The sequence below is a fragment of the Thioalkalivibrio sp. genome (genome assembly GCF_041685615.1).
GTDB lineage: Bacteria > Pseudomonadota > Gammaproteobacteria > Ectothiorhodospirales > Ectothiorhodospiraceae > Thioalkalivibrio.
Map to the genome: position 1 here is coordinate 1 of NZ_JAWLFK010000047.1, position 17,927 is coordinate 17,927.

Below are 17,927 nucleotides of genomic sequence, written 5' to 3' on the forward strand. Positions count from 1 at the left end.
ATGTACCAGGACGGCATCGATCTGAGCACCGTCGAGTGGGCGGCCCACTAGGGGCCCGCTCGACACCACCAACGCAACGCGTACACACGCAACAGGAGAACGGTCATGGCTTACAGTGACAAGGTTCTGGACCACTACGAAAATCCGCGCAACGTCGGCAGCTTCGACAAGAACGACGACTCGGTCGGTACCGGCATGGTCGGCGCTCCGGCCTGCGGCGACGTGATGAAGCTGCAGATCAAGGTCAACGGCGAGGGCATCATCGAGGACGCCAAATTCAAGACCTATGGCTGCGGTTCCGCGATCGCTTCCAGTTCGCTGCTGACCGAATGGGTGCGCGGCAAGACCCTGGAAGAGGCGAGCCAGATCAAGAACACCCAGATCGCCGAGGAACTGGCCCTGCCGCCGGTGAAGATCCACTGCTCCGTGCTGGCCGAGGATGCCATCAAGGCGGCGGTCTCGAACTACCAGGAGCGCCACGGCGAGGCCGCGGAAGCCGAGAAGCAATCTGCCTGAGGGCCCTATGGCGATTACAGTGACCGAACCCGCGGCCGAACGCATCCAAAGCTTCCTCGAGAAACGGGGCAAGGGTGTGGGCGTCCGGCTGGGCGTCAGGACGACCGGCTGCTCCGGCATGGCCTACGTGGTGGAGTTCGCCGACGATGTCGAGGACACCGACACGGTGTTCGAGGATCGCGGCGTGAAGCTGGTCGTGAACCCGAAGTCCCTCGTGTACCTCGACGGGACCGAGCTGGACTTCGGCAAGGAAGGCCTGAACGAGGGGTTCAGGTTCAACAACCCGAACGAGAAGGCGCGGTGCGGCTGCGGTGAAAGCTTCAGCATCTGACTGAGCCTCGCATGCGGGGTGGTGCATGGGGGTCGCGCGGGGATCTGTTCCCGGCGGCCGTCGTCCCACCCCTTTTCTTTTGTTGCCCCGTCGCAAGGCCGAGACTGGATGAACGACCCATTCGAGCAGTTTGACCTGCCGGTCGCCTTCGAGGTGGACCGGCAACAACTGGACGAGCGCTTTCGCCGGCTGCAGGCGGAGCTGCATCCGGACCGCTTTGTGCGCCAGGGCGATCAGGCCCGGCGCATGGCGGCATCGGTGGCGGCCGACGTCAACGAGGCCTACGCGATCCTGGCGGACGACTACCGGCGTGCCGTGCACCTGCTGGAGCGCACCGGGGTGGATTTTGATCCCGAGCGCGATACCAGCCAGAACATCGAGTTCATCGAGGCGCAGATCGAGTGGCGCGAACGCCTGGAAGAGGCTGCGGCCGCGCGCGACAGCGAAGCGCTGGAGGCGGCTGGCGGCGAGCTGGTGCAGGCCCGGGCCGAGGCGCGGGCGCGGGTCGCGCGGGCCCTCGCGGATCCGGAGGCACCGGCAGAAGACGCCAAGGATCGGGTGCTGGAGTTGCGCTTCTTCGACCGCCTGCTGGACGAGATAAAACGTACCCGACGAAACCTGGCTGCGGCCGAGTGAAGGAGCCGATTTTCGATGGCCTTACTGCAGATCACTGAACCCGGAGCCGACTCCGCCCCGCACCAGCGGCACCTGGCGGCCGGGATCGATCTTGGCACCACCCATTCGCTGGTCGCGACCGTGCGCAGCGGAGAGGTGGACACGCTGCCCGACGAGCAGGGGCGGCATATCCTGCCGTCGGTGGTGCATTACGCCGCGGACGGCGTGAGTGTGGGCCATGCGGCGGCCGAACATGCGGCGGACGACCCGCACAACACCATCGCCTCGGTGAAGCGCCTGATCGGGCGGGGAGCGGCGGATGTCGCAACGTTGTCCGGCGAGCTGCCGTTCCGGCTGAAGACCGGCGAGTCCAGCGTGCCGCGCATTGAGACGGCGGCGGGCGACAAGACCGCCGTGGAAGTGTCCGCGGAGATCCTGCAGACGCTGCGAGCGCGCGCCGAGGCGACCCTGGGCGACGAGCTCGAGGGTGTGGTGATCACCGTGCCGGCGTATTTCGATGATGCCCAGCGCCAGGCCACGCGCGACGCCGCGCAGTTGGCCGGTCTGAACGTCTTCCGCCTGATCAGCGAGCCGACCGCGGCGGCGGTCGCCTATGGGCTGGACCAGGGCGAGGAAAGCACGATCGCCGTCTATGACCTGGGCGGCGGGACGTTCGATATCTCCATCCTGCAATTGCGCCAGGGCGTGTTCGAGGTGCTGGCGACCGGCGGCGACTCCGCCCTGGGCGGCGACGATATCGACCGCGCCATCGCCGACTGGCTCCTGAGCGAGGCCGGCATGGGCGGGGAGGCCGATCCGCAGCGCCTGCGCCGCGTGTTGCTGGCGGCGCGCCGGGCCAAGGAGGCCCTGACCGACGCCGCGAGTACCACAGTCGAGGTCGTGCGCGCCGATGGGTCCACCTGGTCCGGCGAGATGGATCGCGACACCCTGGTGGAACTGGCCCGCCCGCTGCTGGACCGCACCATGACCGCCTGCCGGCAGGTGATGGCGGACGCGGGGCTGGAGAAAGACGGTATCGACGAGGTCGTGCTGGTCGGTGGGTCCACCCGCATGCCGGCGGTGCGCGAGGCGGTCGCGGGCTACTTCGGCCGGACCCCGCGCGCGGGCATTGATCCGGACCGCGTGGTTGCGATCGGTGCCGCGCAACAGGCGGACATCCTGGCCGGCAACAAGCCGGATACCGAGCTGGTATTGCTGGACGTGATCCCGCTTTCACTCGGGCTGGAGACGATGGGTGGGCTGGTCGAATTCATCGTTCCGCGCAACACCACCATCCCGGTCACGCGGGCGCAGGAATTCACCACCTTCAAGGATGGCCAGACCGCGATGTCGCTGCACGTGGTGCAGGGCGAGCGCGACGTGGTGGACGCGAACCGTTCGCTGGCGCGGTTCACGCTTTCCGGCATCCCGCCAATGGTCGCCGGGGCGGCGCGCATCCGCGTGACTTTCCAGGTGGATGCCGACGGGTTGCTGAACGTGACCGCTCGCGAGCAGACCCAGGGGGTCGAGGCGCATATCGAGGTCAAGCCGAGCTACGGCCTGACCGACGCCGAGATCGAGCAGATGCTGCGCGATTCGGCGTCCTCGGCCCGCGAGGACATGGAGGCCCGCCGCCTGCGCGAGGAGCTGGTCGAGGCCGACCGGGTGCTCGAGGCGCTGGACGCGGCGCTGCGGGCGGATGGCGATCGCTATCTGGAGCCCGAGGAACGCCGGACCATCGAACAGGCGCGTGACGCCCTGCGCGCCGAGCGCGAGAAGGGCGCGGATCCGGACGCCATCGAGAACGCCCGCAAGCGCGTAGAGCAGGCCTCGGAGGCCTTCGTCGCGCGGCGCATGAATGACAGCATCCGGCGCGCGCTCGCCGGGCACAACGTTAGCGAATACGACGCAGGGAACTGAGAACATGCCCCAGGTAATCTTTCTGCCACACGAAGAAATCTGTCCCGAAGGCGCCTCCCTCGAGGCCCAGTCGGGCATCAGCATCTGTGATCTCGCGCTGCAGAACGGGATCGAGATCGAGCACGCCTGCGAGAAGTCCTGCGCCTGCACGACCTGCCATGTCTACGTGCGCGAAGGTCTCGACCGTCTGGAAGAGCCGACGGAAGACGAGGAAGACATGCTGGACAAGGCCTGGGGTCTGGAGCCGGACTCGCGGCTTTCCTGCCAGGCCGTTGTGGCGGACAGTGATCTGGTGGTGGAACTGCCGAAGTACACCATCAATCAGGTTTCCGAGAACCATTGAGGACAGTACGATGAAGTGGACGGATACCCAGGAAATCGCGATGCAGCTGGCCGACGAATATCCGGATGTCGACCCGCGCAACATCAATTTCATGGACCTGCACCAGTGGGTGATGAACCTGCCGGAGTTCGATGACGATCCGGAACGTTCGGGCGAACGCATCCTCGAGGCGATCCAGCTTGCCTGGATGGACGAGGCCGACGTCGACGACTGACGCGTTTCTGGGTTCACCACGAAGCCCACGAAGCCACGAAGAAAGTCAAAAGCGATCAACAGGAAGATTGGAAGGCGGGAAGATTCTGGGTGTAGGCCGCAGTGTCATGGCTGGACGGATGGGCAGGCATTGCCGCCTATCCACCGACAGGCGCACCAAAAACAAAATCTGCCTATCTTCCCGACTTCCTGTGCAATCTGTTCGCCCTTGAATTTCTTCGTGGGTTTCGTGGTGAAATCACGGTTGTTGGCGTCGGATTGCCGCGAAGGCGTCAGGTCGCTAGACTACGCGCCGCACGTTGTGTCCGCGTCGTTTTTGCGTTGGGAACCCGCCGTTCGGCGGGTTCTCGCGTTTGCACCCGGGCCCGGCGAATGAAATCAATCCAAGTAGCAGGAGAGCCGCACCATGGCCGTTGAACGCACCCTTTCCATCATCAAGCCCGACGCCGTTGCCAAGAACGTGATCGGCGACATCATCGGCCGTTTCGAGAAGGGCGGCCTGAAGGTCGTTGGCGCCCGCATGATGCACCTGAGCCGCGAGCAGGCCGAAGGCTTCTACGACGTGCACAAGGAGCGCCCGTTTTTCAATGACCTGGTCGAGTTCATGATCTCCGGCCCGGTGCTGGTGCAGGTTCTGGAAGGCGAGGACGCCATTGCCAAGAACCGCGAGATCATGGGCGCGACCAACCCGAAGGAAGCGGCCCCGGGCACCATCCGCGCCGACTTCGCCGTCTCCATCGACGAGAACGCCGTGCACGGCTCCGATGCCCCGGAGACCGCCGAGCGCGAGATCGCTTTTTTCTTCGGTGACGACGGCGTCTGCCCGCGCACCCGATAAGACGTCCGCCGGCGCTGCGGGGGCCGGCTGCACCGTGCACCGGGCCCCGTAGGCAGGCATCCCTTCGGCACAGTACACTAGGGGGCTTGAGCCAACCGGTCCCTGATATGGCAAGCGCATCCTCCACCCCCCTGAACCTGCTGGGCTTCAGCCACCAACAGCTCGTCGAGTTGCTGGCGCAGTGGGGTGAACCGCGTTTTCGTGCCACCCAGCTGATCAAGTGGATCCATCAGCGCGGGATCACCGACTTCGAGCAGATGACCGACGTGTCGCGCAAGCTGCGCGAGCGCCTGGCCCGCGACACCGAGATCCGCGTACCCGAGATCGGGCTGGAAAAGGCCTCCTCAGACGGCACCGTCAAATGGGTGTTGCGGCTCCCGGACGGCAATGCCATCGAGACCGTCTTCATCCCCGAAGGTGGCCGCGGGACGCTGTGTATCTCCTCCCAGGTCGGCTGTGCGCTCGACTGCACCTTTTGTTCCACCGCCCAGCAGGGGTTCAACCGCAACCTGACCAGTGCTGAGATCATCGGCCAGGTGTGGCTGGCCATGCAGCGCCTGACGGCGCCGGAAGGCCGCAAGCGGGCGGTGAGCAACGTGGTCCTGATGGGGATGGGCGAGCCGCTGGCCAATTTCGATGCGGTGGTCCCGGCCTGCCAGTTGATGACCGACGACAACGCCTACGGCCTCAGCCGTCGGCGCGTGACACTGTCGACCTCCGGGCTGGTGCCGGCCCTGGATCGCCTGAGCGAACACACCGACGTGGCACTGGCCGTCAGCCTGCACGCTCCGAACGACGCATTGCGTGACCGCCTGGTGCCGATCAATCGCAAGTACCCGATTGCGCGACTGCTGGAGAGTTGCCGGCGCTACGTCGAGGCGACCGAGGCGCACAGCGGGGTGACCTTCGAATACGTCCTGCTGGCGGGGGTGAACGATCAGCCCGAGCACGCCAACGAGCTTGCCGGACTGTTGCGCGGCATCCCCGGCAAGATCAACCTGATCCCGTTCAATCCGTTCCCGGGGGCTCCGTTCGGTCGCCCGCGCGAAGCCGATGTGCTGGCCTTCGAACGGCGCCTGCAGAAGGCCGGCTACGTGACCACGGTGCGCCGGACGCGCGGCGACGACATCGATGCCGCCTGCGGGCAGTTGGTGGGGCAGGTCGAGGACCGAACCAATCGAGGCATGCGCATGTTCCGCCTGCATGCCGAGTTGCCACAGACGGATCGGAGGGCTTCATGAGGGGACGCACGGGTTTGCGCCTGGCGGCCGGGTTGTGCCTGGTGCTGTTGCTGGGTGGCTGTGCCACGACGACCGACCGGCCCGTCTCGGACGAGCGCGAGGAGGGCGCCGAGGTGCACGCCGATCTCGGAATCGGGTATCTGCGCGAAGGCGAGTTCGAGCAGGCCGAACGCAACCTTCGCCGTGCGCTCGAATATGATCCCGGCCATGCCCTGGCCAACATCGGCATGGCGTCAGTCCAAGAGCGCAAGGGCCAGCTGGACCGTGCCGAGGAACACTACCGTCGGGCCCTGCGCCGCGACGAGGGCAATCCCTTCGCCCAGACCAACCTCGGTGCGCTGCTGTGCAGTCGAGAGGATTTCGAAGAGGCCCAGGAGCTGTTCGCCAGGGCCATCGACAACCCGGATTACGACCGCCGCGATATTGCGTACATGAATTCCGGCGTCTGTCACGCCGATGCGGGCGACATCGAGCAGGGGGAACGCCAGTTGCGGCGCGCGCTGGAGCTGAATCCGCAATACCCGCGGGCGTTGCTGGAAATGGCGCGGCTGACCTATAACGCCGACCGCCCCATGCAGACCCGTGCCTTTCTCCAGCGCCTGAACAGCCAGGGTGTCGAGAATGCCGAGACCCTGCTGCTGTGCTACCAGGCCGAGACCGCGCTGGGGAACAGTCGCGCGGCCAATTCCTGCGCCGACCGCCTGAGCCGTCAGCACCCGGACAGTGAAGAGATGACCGAACTGCGCCGTCTGGAGGATGAGGGGTGAGCGATCCGCGCGACAAGGAGCCCGATCTGGGCCGGGTCGATGAGGTCGATGACTCGACCGGGAACGTCGCCCCCCTGCGCACCGAGGCAGCGGACCCCGACCCGGAGCCGTCGTTCTCCGCCGCCCACGGCCTGACCACCCGCGATCAGCCAGAAGACCCCGAGGCGGAGGCGCCGGGGAGTGACGACGAGCCCGGTGCCAGCCTGCGCCGTGCACGCGAGGCCGCGGGTCACGATACCGCGTCCCTGGCCCGCCGTATCCATCTGGGTCGCGGAACCCTGGAAGACCTGGAAGCCAATCGGTTTCAGCACATGCCGCCGGCGTACGTGCGGGGATACCTGCGCTCCTGCGCGCGCGAGCTAGGTGCGGATGCCGGTCCGTGGATCCAGTCGTTCGAGCGTCATGGTCTGGTGGATCCCGAACTTCGGGCGGTCGCGACACCCTCCGCGCGGACGCGTCAACAGCGGCGCGGGCGGGGCATCTACTGGCTGGCCCTGCTGCTGTTCGCGGTTCTGCTGGGTCTCGGGGTGTACGCCTGGAGCGAACGCACGGGGACTCCGGTCCTGCCGTCGCTGAACCTGGGCGACGCCCGCGAGGCGGTTCCGGGACTGGAAAGTACGCCCGACGCGGATATGGACCAGCCCGAGCCGTTGGAGACGGCTCCCCCGGACAACGAGCGTACCGAGCCCGACCAGCCCGCACCGGAGGTCGTGTTGGACGAAGCCCCGAAAGAGGACGCCGCCGAGCCCCCGGGTACCGGGATCGGCGCGGACGATTCCGCCGAGGCCGTGGCTGAAACGGCGTCGCCCGCCGTAACAGCCGAGTCCCTGACCGAACGCCTGGCCGTGCCGGAAGAGCCAGCCGCACCGGACGTGGCCGCGCTGCCTGAAACCGATTCCGCGGCTGAAGCCGCACCCGCGTCGGCCGAGGCGGGCGAGGGAGTCGAGCTGGTGCTCGAGATCGAGGAGACGTCCTGGGTGGAGATTCGCGATGCCGATGACGAGGTGGTCCTGACCGGCGTGCTCAGTTCGGGCGATCGCGAGACGCTCCGCCTCGAGCTGCCGGGCCGGGTGATCCTGGGCAACGCCCCTGGCGTCTCGCTGACGCTGGACGGGGAGCCGGTGGACGTCGAGCCGCATATCCGGAGCGACCGCACCGCGCGCTTCGATCTGGAAGGCTGAACCGGGTTCCCCGGCCGGCTATCACAACCAATTAAAGACGCCATGAAAGCGATCAAGTCGATCCGCGGGATGCACGACATCCTGCCCGAGTCCATTCACGTCTGGCAGCACCTGGAAACCACTCTGCGCGAGGTCCTGGAGAGCTACGGCTACCACGAGATCCGGATGCCGATCGTGGAGGCAACGGAACTGTTCAAGCGCTCCATCGGTGATGTCACCGACATCGTCGAGAAGGAGATGTATACCTTTGACGATCGCAATGGCGACAGCCTGAGCCTGCGCCCGGAGGGGACCGCCAGCTGTGTGCGCGCCGGGATCCAGCATGGGCTGCTGCACAACCAGGTCCAGCGCCTGTGGTACCTGGGGCCGATGTTCCGCCACGAGCGCCCGCAGAAGGGCCGCTATCGCCAGTTCCATCAGGTCGGAGTGGAGGTCTTTGGTCTCCCGGGTCCGGATGTCGACGCCGAGATGCTGGCGATGACGGCACGCCTGTGGCACATGCTGGGATTGGCGAACGTGCGTCTGGAGCTGAACACGCTGGGAACCCCGGAGAGCCGTCAGCGCTACCGCGACCACTTGGTCGCGTATTTCGAGCAGCACCGCGATGCCCTGGACGAGGAGGCGCAGCGCCGCCTCCACGACAACCCGATGCGCATCCTCGACAGCAAGCATCCGGAGACCCGCAAGGTGGTCGCGGATGCGCCGAGCCTGATGGATGACCTGGACGAAGCCTCGCGTGCCCACTTCGACGGCCTGTGTGCATATCTCGATGCGCTGGGCATTGCGTATGAGCACAACCCGCGCCTGGTGCGCGGTCTCGATTACTATACGCATACCGTATTCGAGTGGATCACCGATGACCTTGGCGCCCAGGGTACCGTGTGCGCCGGCGGTCGCTATGATGGCCTGGTCGAACAACTCGGCGGCCGCGGGACCCCGGCCATCGGGATGGCCATGGGGCTGGAGCGCCTGGTTGCGCTGCTGGAGACCCGGGAAGAATCCCCGGCGGCCCCGGGGCCTGACGCGTACCTGATTGTCGGGGGCGACGATCTGGTGGAGCCGGCGCTGCAGCTGGCGGAACAGCTGCGGGGCGAGTTGCCGGGGCTGCGCCTGGTGCAGCATTGTGGCGGCGGTAGCTTCAAGTCGCAGATGAAACGCGCCGACCGGCTTGGAGCGCACTACGCCCTGGTCCTCGGGAGCGACGAACACGCCGCGGGCATCGTGACGGTGAAGCCGTTAAGATCGCAGGGCGGCGAGCAGGTGGCCGTCAACCGTGCATCGCTCGCCGATCATCTGCGCCGCGCGCTCGAGGCGCGCCCGTAGCCAACGCAAGGACAGAAGACACGATGAGTTATCTCACCGACGAAGAAAAAGCCGAGCGCATCAAGCAGTGGTGGTCGGACAACGGTCTGGCGATCGTGGCCGGGCTGGTTCTCGGGATCGGCGGCCTGCTTGGCTGGAACTGGTGGAGCGATCGCGAGGAAACGCGGGCCCAGGGAGCCTCCGAGATGTATCAGGCCCTGCAGACGGCCGGACAAAACGGTCAGACCGAACGTGCGCTGGAACTGGCCGATGCGGTGATCGAGCAGGGCCGCGGTACGCCCTACCGGGCCCTCGCCTGGATCTACCGCGCGGACGCGGCGATCGCGCAGGACGACGCCGAGGCCGCGATCGATGCCCTGCAGGCCGCGCGGGACGCTGCTCCCGATCGTGGCTATCGCGAGGTTCTGACCCTGCGTCTTGTCCGCCAGATGATCCTCGCCGAGCGTCTCGATGATGCCGAGGCCACCCTGGGGGATATCCGCAGCGATGCCTTCACGGGCCTGAAGCGCGAGCTGGAGGGTGATCTTGCCCGAGCCCGTGGCGATGACGAGCGCGCTCGCGAACATTACGAGGCCGCACTGGACGCGGGGCACAGCCCCGAGTACCTGCGCCTGAAATACGAAGAACTCTCCGTCTAAATCTACCGTCCAGAGGATTCCTCGCCCGATGTCAGTGCCTTCCCTTGCGAGTCCGGCCGTGCGCCTGCTGATTGCCAGCGGGTTGATCCTGTCCCTGAGCGCCTGCGGTCTGTGGCAGCGCGACACCACCGAGCCGCCCGCGGAACTGCCGGACTTCGAGGCCGAGGGCCAGCCGGAGCGGCTGTGGTCGCGCTCGGTGGGCAGCGGCGGTGAGCGCTTCCTGTGGCAGGTCTACCCGGGCATTACCGATGACCTGGTGGTGGTGACCGACGCCACGGGCCGCGTCACCGGCCTGAATCCGGATGGCGGGAGCCAGCGCTGGCAGGTACGGCTGGACGATGCCCGTGTCTCGGCCGGCGTGGGGGTCGGGGACGACCTCGCGGTGGTTGGCACGCTGGATGGCGACGCCATTGGCGTGGACCTCGAAGGCGGCGGCGAGCGCTGGCGTGCCGCGCTCTCCAGCGAGGTTCTGGCCGTTTCGGATGTGGCCGACGGGCTGGTGGTCGTGCGGACCAACGACGGGCGCATCCATGCGCTGGATGCCGCCTCCGGCGCGACCCGGTGGACCGCGCTGCGCACCACTCCCTCACTGAGCCTGCGCGGCGCCCAGCGCCCGCAGATTACCTCCGGGCGGGTGCTTGCCGGGTTCGACAATGGACGCCTCCTGATGCTGGGGCTCAACCGTGGGAACGTCCTCTGGGAGACGACCCTGGGCGTCCCCAGCGGGCGCACCGAGGTCGAACGCATGGTGGATGTGGACGGGCATATCCCGCTGTATCGCGGGGCGGCCATCGCCGCGACCTATCAGGGACGCCTGGCGGCGCTGGACCTGAATTCCGGCGAGATCTTCTGGGCTCGCGACTTTTCGTCCTATCAGGGCGCGGACGTGGATACCGGGTCCGACGTGCTGGTGGTGACCGATGCCGAAAGCCACGTCTGGGGGCTGGAGCCCCGCAATGGCGGCGATCTGTGGCAGCTGGACGGCCTGCGTCTACGGGGTGTTACCGCGCCGGTCGTGGTGGGGCAGCACGCGATCGTCGGTGACTACGAGGGCTACCTGCACTGGATCGACGTGGAAGACGGGCGCATCGTGGCGCGGCTGCGCACCGGCTCCGGTTCCGTGGTTACACGGCCGACCCTGGTGAACGGCACGCTGTATGTGGTTACGGACAACGGCGAGTTGACCGCGGTGGACCCGGTAATCCGGGGCGACGAGTGAACCACGCCATGCCGGTTCGCCGGGCGCATTGCAGCGGGCTGGACCGGCGATGATTCCGGTTATCGCGCTGGTCGGACGGCCGAACGTTGGCAAGTCCACGCTGTTCAATCAGCTCACGCGTTCGCGCGATGCCCTGGTGGCCGATGTCGCAGGGCTGACGCGCGATCGGCAGTACGGCATCGGCAAGGTCGGCGACTTTCCCTACCTGGCGGTGGACACCGGGGGACTCTCGGGCGAGGGCGCGACGATGGATCGCGCGATGGCGGAGCAGACCCGGCGCGCGGTGGCCGAGGCCGATCACGTCCTGTTCCTGGTGGATGCCCGCGATGGCCTGACGCCACAGGATCAGGCGATCGCCGACCAGCTGCGAGAAGCCGGCGCAAAGGCCCGCGTGGTGGTGAACAAGACCGACGGGCTGGACGCGGACTCCGTCAGCGCCGAGTTCTACGCCCTCGGGCTGGGCTCGATCACGACGATTGCCGCGGCCCATGGACGAGGGGTTCAGGGCCTGATGCAGGACGTGCGCAGGGACGTGGCCGAAGCGCGCCGGGCGGCCCTGGGCGCGGCCGCCGAGGAACCTGGCGGCGAGGTACCGAGCGATGGCCTCGACGAGGCCTCGCAGCAGGCCGCGCTGGATGACTGGCCAGGCATCCGTGTGGCCATTGTCGGGCGGCCCAACGTCGGCAAGTCGACCCTGGTCAACCGCATCCTGGGCGACGAGCGGGTGGTGGCCACGGATGTCGCCGGTACCACCCGCGACAGTATCTTCGTGCCGTTCGAGCGTGATGGTCAGGACTACACCCTGATCGACACCGCCGGGGTGCGCCGCCGGGCCCGGGTGCACGAGGTGATCGAGAAGTTCAGTGTCATCAAGACGCTGCAGGCCATCGAGGCGGCCCATGTGGTGATCCTGGTGGTTGACGCCCAGTCCGGGCTGTCGGATCAGGATTCGCACCTTCTCGGGATGGTGATCGAGGCCGGGCGCGCGCTCGTACTGGCCGTGAACAAGTGGGACGGCATGGAGGACCACGCGCGCGAACGCATTCGCGACGAGCTGGACCGCCGCCTGGGCTTTGTCGACTTCGCCCGCATGCGCCTGATCTCGGCGCTGCACGGGACCAACGTCGGGCATTTGCTGGACGACGTACGCGAGGCCTATGCCAGCGCCTTCCGGAAGGTCTCCACGCCGGAGCTCACGCGCCTGCTGGAGGCCGCGGTGGCAGAGCACGCCCCACCGATGGTCAGCGGACGCCGGATCAAGCTGCGCTACGCTCACCAGGGCGGGCAGAACCCGCCGGTGATCGTGGTCCACGGCAACCAGACTGATGCCCTCCCGGGGAGCTACAAGCGCTACCTCGAAAACTTCTTCCGCAAGCACCTCGAGCTGGTCGGGACGCCCCTGCGGCTGGAATTCCGCTCCGGGCGCAATCCCTACGCCGGGCGTCGCAACAAGCTGACCCCGCGCCAGCAGCAAAAGCGCAAGCGCCTGATGCGGCACGTACGCCGCTGATCTCTGGATGGCTCCGGGATGCCCCGCCAATCCGGACCTGTCGGCGTTCGCGCGGGTGGTGGAGCCGTTCCGCGTAATGGACATCCTGGCGCGGGCCCAGGCCGCGGAACGGGCCGGACGCGACATCATCCACCTCGAGGTGGGGGAGCCGGACTTCCCGACACCGCCCCCGGTGATCGCCGCCGGTCGTGCCGCGCTGGCGGCCGGGGATACCCGTTACACCCCCGCGCACGGGACGCGCACCCTGCGCGAGGCGATTTCCAACGACTACCAGCGCCGGCACGGCGCTGAAGTGGATCCGGACCGCATCGTGATCACCGCCGGTGCCTCAGCGGCCATCCTGCTGGCGCTGGCGGCGGGGGTGAATCCGGGCGAGCAGGTCCTGCTGCCGGACCCGGGCTATGCCTGCAATCGCCAGTTTGTCGCTGCGCGCGGCGCCATCCCCGTGGGCCTGCCCGTCCAGGCCGAACATGGCTTTCAGCCGACTCCCGAGTCGATCGCCGGGGCCTGGGGCGCGGGCACCCGGGCCGTGCTGCTGGGATCGCCGGCGAACCCCACCGGTACCTGCCTGTCGCACGAACGCCTGGCCGCGATCGTCGAGGTCGTGCGCGAGCGCGGGGGGCTGGTGATCATGGACGAGATCTATGCCCAGATCGTCTTTGACCGCCCGGAACTCAGTGCCGCGGCCGGCTTTGCGGACGTGGTGGTCATCAATTCGTTCTCCAAGTACTTCGCGATGACCGGGTGGCGCCTGGGCTGGATGGTCGTGCCCGAACACTGGGTGGACCCGGTGCGCCGCCTGGCACAGAACCTGTTCGTGGCACCGTCCACCATGGCCCAGACCGCGGCGCTGGAGGCCTTCGCGCCCGAAACCGAGGCATTGCTGCAAACGCAGGTGCGCGAATTGCGGGGGCGGCGTGACGTACTGCTGGAGGCCCTGCCGGGACTGGGGCTGGAGGTCCAGGCACGCCCGGAGGGCGCGTTCTACATCTATGCCGACTGCACGGCCCATGGAACGGATTCCGAGGCCCTTTGTGCGCGCATTCTCGACGAGGCCGGCGTGGCCCTGACGCCCGGCACCGATTTCAGCCCCACCCGGGGCCGGGACTACCTGCGCATCGCCTATACCCAGTCGGAGACCCGGCTGCGCGAGGCGGCAGAGCGCCTCCGGGCGGCGCTGTGAGCGGCTAGATCACTCCGGCGAGATTCAGCAGGAGCGCGCCGAGGGCGATCGGCGCCACGTAGCGCACCAGGAATCGCCAGAGCATAAAGGCCGCTGGGGTCAGGGCGAGTTCCTCGCGGGTCATGGGGTCCTTCATCACCCAGCCGGCGAACACCGCGATCAGCAGTCCGCCGACGGGCAGCAGAAGATTGATCGCGATGTGCTCGATCGCGTGGTAGAGCGTCGGGACATCGCGACCCAGCAGGGTGATGTCCAGGCGTGTCCAGTCGGCGCCGCTGAACGAGAACACGCTGGCCAGGCTGAGCACCCAGACCGCGCCCCCACACATCAGGGCGGCGAGCACGCGCGACGCATGCAAGCGTTCGTGAAACAGGTGCACGAAGGCCCGTACGTTCGTGATCATGGTGCTGAACGCCGCCAGGCTCAGGGTGGCGAAGAACAGCGTGGTCAGCACGACGCCGGCGGGTATCGCCGCGAGTGCCAGGGGCACGGTCTGGAACATCAGGCCGGGTCCCTCGGCCGGATCGAGTCCGAAGCCGAACACAACGGGGAAGATCGCCAGCCCCGCGATCAACGCCACGGCGGTATCCGCCAGCGCCACCCCGATGGCGGTGCGGGCGATGGATGTCTCCTGCGGCAGGTAGGCGCCGAACATCATCAGCACGCCGGCTGCCAGCGTCATGGTGAAAAACGCGTGCCCCACTGCGACGAGGACGCCGTGCGGGCTGAGTGCGGAGAAATCCGGGTGCAGCAGGAATTCGAGGGCCTGCCGGGGTGCCCCGATCCACCAGGCGCTCGCCACGGCGGTCAGCAGGAGCACCAGTAGTACCGGCATCAGCACATGCAGCCAGCGTTCCAGGCCCTGGCGCAGGCCCATGGCGACGATGGCGAAGGCGAGGGTGACGGCGAGGGTGCTCCAGGCGAGCATTTCGACGGGGGAGGCGGTCAGCGCCGCGAACAGCCGTGCCACCTGCTCGCCGTCCGCCCCGACAAACGCCCCGGTGGCAGCCTTGTGGACGTAGGAGAAGGCCCAGCCGGTGATCACCACGTAGAAGCTCATGATCAGGAAGGCGGCGAACAGCCCCAGCCAGCCAACCAGTTGCCACAGGTCGTGGGCGCCGCTTTCGCGGGCCACCGCACGGGCGGCATAGCCCGGCGAGCGGCGGCCGCGGCGCCCGATCATGACCTCGGCCATCATGATCGGGATGCCGATCAGGACGATGCAGCCGACATAGATCAGCAGGAACGCCCCGCCCCCGTTCTGACCGAGGATGTAGGGAAACTTCCAGACGTTCCCCAGTCCGACCGCCGAGGCCGTGGCCGCCAGAAAGAACGCGTAGCCGTGGCTCCAGCGCTGCGGGGTGGCCGTTATGTCCATCCGGCCGCGTTCAGGTGATGACGTCGGGCTTCTCGCGGCGAGTCAGGCCGGGGATGTCGCCCAGGCGGCAGGCGGCTTCGATCAGCGGTCGCAGCAGTTCCTGCGGGTCGGCATCCAGGTGTTCGGGATGGGTCTCGTGCTGCTCGATATACAGGCGCAAGGTGGCGCCCTCGGTGCCGGTGCCGGACAGGCGGAAGACGATGCGGGCGCCGCTCTCGAACAGCACGCGCAGGCCCTGGTGCTCGGTCAGGCTGTTGTCCACCGGATCGCGGTAGGCGAAGTCGTCCGCGCGGGCCACGCGCATGCCGGCCAGTGACTGTCCCGGCAGCACCGAGAGCTGTTCGCGGATGCGCGCCATCACCTGCTCGGCGCGGTCGCTCTCCACGGCCTCGTAGTCGTGCCGGGTGTAGTAGTGGCGTCCGTACTGGCGCCAGTGGTCGCGCACGATCTCCTCCACCGACTGACGCCGGGCGGCCAGCAGGTTGAGCCAGAACAGCACGGCCCACAGCCCGTCCTTTTCGCGCACGTGGTCGGAGCTGGTGCCAAAGCTCTCCTCGCCGCACAGGCGGATGCGCCCATCATCCAGCAGGTTACCGAAAAATTTCCAGCCGGTCGGGGTCTCGAAGCAGGGGAGGTTGAGCGCCTGGGCGACCACGTCCACGGCCTGGCTGGTGGGCATGCTGCGGGCCACCCCCTTCAGGCCGTCGGCAAATGCGGGGACATGGTGGGCGTTGGCCGCCATGATCGCGAGACTGTCCGAGGGCGTGACGAAGAAGTGCCGGCCCAAGATCATGTTGCGGTCGCCGTCGCCGTCCGAGGCGGCTCCGAAATCCGGGGCGTCGCGGCCGAACAGGGATTCGCTCAGCTCGCGTGCGTGGGACAGGTTCGGGTCCGGGTGACGTCCGCCAAAGTCGGCCAGGGGCTCCGCGCGCAGGATGGTCTCTGCCGGAGCCCCCAGGCGGTTGACCAGGATCTCCTCGGCGTACGGGCCGGTGACCGCATGCATCGCGTCGAAGCGCATGCGGAAGTGATCGGAGCGCAGCAGATCACCGATGCGTTCGAAGTCGAACAGGGTGGCCATGTAGTCGGCATAGGTCCCGACGGGGTCGACCACCTCGACCGCCATGTCCCCGAGCTGCCCCCCGTGCAGGTGGTCGACATCCACGTGTTCCGCGCCGTTCGCGATGCGGTAGTGGCTGAGGCGGGTGCTCTGCTCGAAGATTGCGTCGGTGACCGCGGGCGGGGCCGGGCCGCCATTGGCGGTATTGAGCTTGACGCCAAAATCGCCCTCCGGCCCGCCCGGATTGTGCGAGGCGGAGAGGATCAGCGCGCCGGTGGCCCCGCGCGAGCGGATCAGGTGGGACGCCGCCGGGGTCGACAGAAGACCCCCGAGACCTACGGCCACCTTCTGCACGCCGTTGGCCAGCGCCATGCGCAGGATGACCTGGATCGCCTCGCGGTTGTGGAAGCGTCCGTCGCCGCCGATGAGCAGTTCGCCGTCCTTCAGCTCCGGACACGCGTCGAAGATGCTCTGGATGTAGTTCTCGAGGTAATGTGGCTGGCGGAATTGCCGGACGCGCTTGCGCAGGCCGGAAGTGCCGGGTTTCTGGTCGGGGAAGGGCCGGGTCGTGACGACGCTTATATCCATGGGGTCGCGCATCCTTGTTGGTCCATTCGAAGGTACCAAAAAGCCCCGGGGGTGTCCCGCCCGATGGCACTGTTGCTCGCGGAAATGCCGTTGTTTCCCTAGACTGCGCAGCATGTTGCTGGAGCGTCAGACCCCGTCCCACCTGGAACCGCGGCCCGAGAGCTTTGCGGCCTTGATGGAGATGTACGAGGAGAACTACCTCGCGCTGCGCCGCTTGTGCCCCGAGCTGGAGTGCCAGCCGCTGCGGTCGGTCTCGCGGGTTGACGGCGCGCTGGACCTGTACCTGGAGGTGCTGGAGCGCACGCGTTACACCACCACGCTGCATCTGACCTACCGGTTCGACCACCACGGCGAGTGGCGCCAGCAGCCGGACATGCGCGTGCGCCTGTTCCACGACGCCCGTCAGGCCGAGGTGCTGGAGCTGCACTGCCGGACCATGGACGACAACATGACGCCGGAGACGCTGACCGGACACCCGGGACTGGTCTGCCGTTGGCGGTACAACCGCTTCCTGTACAAATGGTTGCGTTACTGTCTGCGTCAGGGACACTGCTTCCTCGCGGATGCCGGGTCGCAGGTAGTCGCGGTCGAGTAGGCGGCGCCCGGGAGGCGTTCGGGCTTACTGACAGGCCGCCGGGTGGGGCGCCAGTGCCTCGTTTTCCAGGAGACGGTACAGCGGGGCGGGCTGGCCGAACAGGAAGCCCTGCATCATCGGGCATTCCAGCTTGCGCAGGTAGTTGCGATGGGCGTCGGTCTCCACACCCTCGGCGACGATATTCATGTTCAGCCCGCGCGCCATGGAGATGATGGCGTTGACGATGCAGGCCTCGTCCGCGTGGCAGATGCTCTGGGTGAAGCTGCGATCGATCTTGAGCGTGTGGATCGGCAGCTTCTGCAGATAGCTGAGGGACGAGTAGCCGGTGCCGAAGTCGTCCACCGCGATCTGCACGCCGGCGGCGCCCAGCCGGTTCAGCTTGTGCACCGTGTCCGGGGTGTCGCTCATCAGCAGGTTCTCGGTGATCTCCACCTCCAGCAGGTCGGGCGGGAAGCCGGCCTCGCCGAG

19 protein-coding genes are annotated in these 17,927 nt (G+C 67.4%); 16 read left to right on the forward strand and 3 right to left on the reverse strand.

Annotation, left to right across the window (positions count from 1 at the left end; all coding sequences use genetic code 11):
• The first annotated feature begins 105 nt into the window (after positions 1 to 105).
• The 15 genes from iscU (at position 106) to ACESLR_RS09645 (ending at position 13,838) form a co-directional block, all read left to right on the forward strand.
• Positions 106 to 516, forward strand: a complete 411-nt coding sequence (gene iscU / locus ACESLR_RS09575) for a Fe-S cluster assembly scaffold IscU (protein WP_373023984.1) — start codon at positions 106 to 108, stop codon at positions 514 to 516.
• 7 nt (positions 517 to 523) lie between these two features.
• The gene (gene iscA, locus ACESLR_RS09580; protein ID WP_373023983.1) at positions 524 to 847 is read left to right on the forward strand and encodes an iron-sulfur cluster assembly protein IscA; all 324 of its coding nucleotides are present in this window, start codon (positions 524 to 526) and stop codon (positions 845 to 847) included.
• A gap of 108 nt (positions 848 to 955) precedes the next feature.
• A complete protein-coding gene (gene hscB, locus ACESLR_RS09585) occupies positions 956 to 1,483 on the forward strand; it encodes a Fe-S protein assembly co-chaperone HscB (RefSeq protein ID WP_373023982.1) in 528 nt (175 codons plus the stop codon).
• Between the two features lie 15 nt (positions 1,484 to 1,498).
• Positions 1,499 to 3,382, forward strand: coding sequence for a Fe-S protein assembly chaperone HscA (gene hscA / locus ACESLR_RS09590; protein WP_373054670.1), 1,884 nt, complete (start codon positions 1,499 to 1,501; stop codon positions 3,380 to 3,382).
• Positions 3,383 to 3,386: 4 nt separating this feature from the next.
• Entirely contained in the window at positions 3,387 to 3,725 is a 339-nt protein-coding gene (gene fdx, locus ACESLR_RS09595; protein WP_373023979.1) for an ISC system 2Fe-2S type ferredoxin, read from the forward strand.
• A gap of 10 nt (positions 3,726 to 3,735) precedes the next feature.
• Positions 3,736 to 3,939 (forward strand): Fe-S cluster assembly protein IscX, encoded by a 204-nt coding sequence (gene iscX, locus ACESLR_RS09600; protein WP_373023978.1) that lies wholly within the window; start codon positions 3,736 to 3,738, stop codon positions 3,937 to 3,939.
• A 405-nt stretch (positions 3,940 to 4,344) separates the two neighbouring features.
• Positions 4,345 to 4,776, forward strand: a complete 432-nt coding sequence (gene ndk, locus ACESLR_RS09605; RefSeq protein WP_373067089.1) for a nucleoside-diphosphate kinase — start codon at positions 4,345 to 4,347, stop codon at positions 4,774 to 4,776.
• A gap of 107 nt (positions 4,777 to 4,883) precedes the next feature.
• Positions 4,884 to 6,017, forward strand: coding sequence for a 23S rRNA (adenine(2503)-C(2))-methyltransferase RlmN (gene rlmN / locus ACESLR_RS09610; protein ID WP_373023976.1), 1,134 nt, complete (start codon positions 4,884 to 4,886; stop codon positions 6,015 to 6,017).
• On the forward strand, positions 6,014 to 6,784 hold the full coding sequence (gene pilW, locus ACESLR_RS09615; RefSeq protein ID WP_373023975.1) for a type IV pilus biogenesis/stability protein PilW: 771 nt from the start codon (positions 6,014 to 6,016) through the stop codon (positions 6,782 to 6,784). The genes rlmN and pilW overlap by 4 nt, the downstream gene beginning before the upstream one ends.
• Positions 6,781 to 7,965, forward strand: coding sequence for a helix-turn-helix domain-containing protein (locus tag ACESLR_RS09620; protein WP_373067092.1), 1,185 nt, complete (start codon positions 6,781 to 6,783; stop codon positions 7,963 to 7,965). The genes pilW and ACESLR_RS09620 overlap by 4 nt, the downstream gene beginning before the upstream one ends.
• Before the next feature lie 42 nt (positions 7,966 to 8,007).
• Positions 8,008 to 9,288 carry a histidine--tRNA ligase gene (gene hisS, locus ACESLR_RS09625; protein WP_373023973.1) on the forward strand — a complete coding sequence of 427 codons (1,281 nt, stop codon included), beginning with the start codon at positions 8,008 to 8,010 and terminating at the stop codon, positions 9,286 to 9,288.
• A 23-nt stretch (positions 9,289 to 9,311) separates the two neighbouring features.
• Positions 9,312 to 9,926 (forward strand): YfgM family protein, encoded by a 615-nt coding sequence (locus ACESLR_RS09630; protein ID WP_373023972.1) that lies wholly within the window; start codon positions 9,312 to 9,314, stop codon positions 9,924 to 9,926.
• A 58-nt stretch (positions 9,927 to 9,984) separates the two neighbouring features.
• On the forward strand, positions 9,985 to 11,145 hold the full coding sequence (gene bamB / locus ACESLR_RS09635; RefSeq protein ID WP_373024008.1) for an outer membrane protein assembly factor BamB: 1,161 nt from the start codon (positions 9,985 to 9,987) through the stop codon (positions 11,143 to 11,145).
• A 49-nt stretch (positions 11,146 to 11,194) separates the two neighbouring features.
• A complete protein-coding gene (der, locus tag ACESLR_RS09640; protein ID WP_373067096.1) occupies positions 11,195 to 12,655 on the forward strand; it encodes a ribosome biogenesis GTPase Der in 1,461 nt (486 codons plus the stop codon).
• Positions 12,656 to 12,662: 7 nt separating this feature from the next.
• Complete coding sequence (locus tag ACESLR_RS09645; protein ID WP_373023970.1) at positions 12,663 to 13,838, forward strand: aminotransferase class I/II-fold pyridoxal phosphate-dependent enzyme; 1,176 nt, start codon at positions 12,663 to 12,665, stop codon at positions 13,836 to 13,838.
• Between the two features lie 4 nt (positions 13,839 to 13,842).
• On the opposite strand, the gene ACESLR_RS09650 is transcribed toward ACESLR_RS09645, so the two are convergent.
• Together ACESLR_RS09650 and ACESLR_RS09655 are read right to left on the reverse strand one after the other, a co-directional pair.
• Positions 13,843 to 15,216: a sodium-dependent transporter gene (locus ACESLR_RS09650; RefSeq protein WP_373067100.1), complete on the reverse strand. Its 1,374-nt coding sequence runs from the start codon at positions 15,214 to 15,216 to the stop codon at positions 13,843 to 13,845.
• Positions 15,217 to 15,226: 10 nt separating this feature from the next.
• Positions 15,227 to 16,864: an alpha-D-glucose phosphate-specific phosphoglucomutase gene (locus ACESLR_RS09655; protein WP_373054687.1), complete on the reverse strand. Its 1,638-nt coding sequence runs from the start codon at positions 16,862 to 16,864 to the stop codon at positions 15,227 to 15,229.
• Between the two features lie 112 nt (positions 16,865 to 16,976).
• Between ACESLR_RS09655 and ACESLR_RS09660 the strand changes: the two genes are divergently transcribed.
• Positions 16,977 to 17,459 (forward strand): DUF1249 domain-containing protein, encoded by a 483-nt coding sequence (locus ACESLR_RS09660; protein ID WP_373023967.1) that lies wholly within the window; start codon positions 16,977 to 16,979, stop codon positions 17,457 to 17,459.
• A gap of 24 nt (positions 17,460 to 17,483) precedes the next feature.
• On the opposite strand, the gene ACESLR_RS09665 is transcribed toward ACESLR_RS09660, so the two are convergent.
• Positions 17,484 to 17,927 (reverse strand): EAL domain-containing protein (locus ACESLR_RS09665; RefSeq protein ID WP_373067104.1); only part of this gene is annotated, 444 nt, incomplete at its 5' end.

Bases quoted from the DNA above. Each gene is read 5' to 3' on its own strand.
- hscA (WP_373054670.1), top strand. From the start codon at position 1,499: ATGGCCTTACTGCAGATCACTGAACCCGGAGCCGACTCCGCCCCGCAC.
- iscU (WP_373023984.1), top strand. From the start codon at position 106: ATGGCTTACAGTGACAAGGTTCTGGACCACTACGAAAATCCGCGCAAC.
- ACESLR_RS09660 (WP_373023967.1), top strand. From the start codon at position 16,977: ATGTTGCTGGAGCGTCAGACCCCGTCCCACCTGGAACCGCGGCCCGAG.
- fdx (WP_373023979.1), top strand. From the start codon at position 3,387: ATGCCCCAGGTAATCTTTCTGCCACACGAAGAAATCTGTCCCGAAGGC.
- ACESLR_RS09650 (WP_373067100.1), bottom strand. From the start codon at position 15,216: ATGGACATAACGGCCACCCCGCAGCGCTGGAGCCACGGCTACGCGTTC.
- pilW (WP_373023975.1), top strand. From the start codon at position 6,014: ATGAGGGGACGCACGGGTTTGCGCCTGGCGGCCGGGTTGTGCCTGGTG.
- ACESLR_RS09645 (WP_373023970.1), top strand. From the start codon at position 12,663: ATGGCTCCGGGATGCCCCGCCAATCCGGACCTGTCGGCGTTCGCGCGG.
- ACESLR_RS09630 (WP_373023972.1), top strand. From the start codon at position 9,312: ATGAGTTATCTCACCGACGAAGAAAAAGCCGAGCGCATCAAGCAGTGG.
- der (WP_373067096.1), top strand. From the start codon at position 11,195: ATGATTCCGGTTATCGCGCTGGTCGGACGGCCGAACGTTGGCAAGTCC.
- iscX (WP_373023978.1), top strand. From the start codon at position 3,736: ATGAAGTGGACGGATACCCAGGAAATCGCGATGCAGCTGGCCGACGAA.
- hscB (WP_373023982.1), top strand. From the start codon at position 956: ATGAACGACCCATTCGAGCAGTTTGACCTGCCGGTCGCCTTCGAGGTG.
- rlmN (WP_373023976.1), top strand. From the start codon at position 4,884: ATGGCAAGCGCATCCTCCACCCCCCTGAACCTGCTGGGCTTCAGCCAC.
- ACESLR_RS09655 (WP_373054687.1), bottom strand. From the start codon at position 16,864: ATGGATATAAGCGTCGTCACGACCCGGCCCTTCCCCGACCAGAAACCC.
- hisS (WP_373023973.1), top strand. From the start codon at position 8,008: ATGAAAGCGATCAAGTCGATCCGCGGGATGCACGACATCCTGCCCGAG.
- iscA (WP_373023983.1), top strand. From the start codon at position 524: ATGGCGATTACAGTGACCGAACCCGCGGCCGAACGCATCCAAAGCTTC.
- ndk (WP_373067089.1), top strand. From the start codon at position 4,345: ATGGCCGTTGAACGCACCCTTTCCATCATCAAGCCCGACGCCGTTGCC.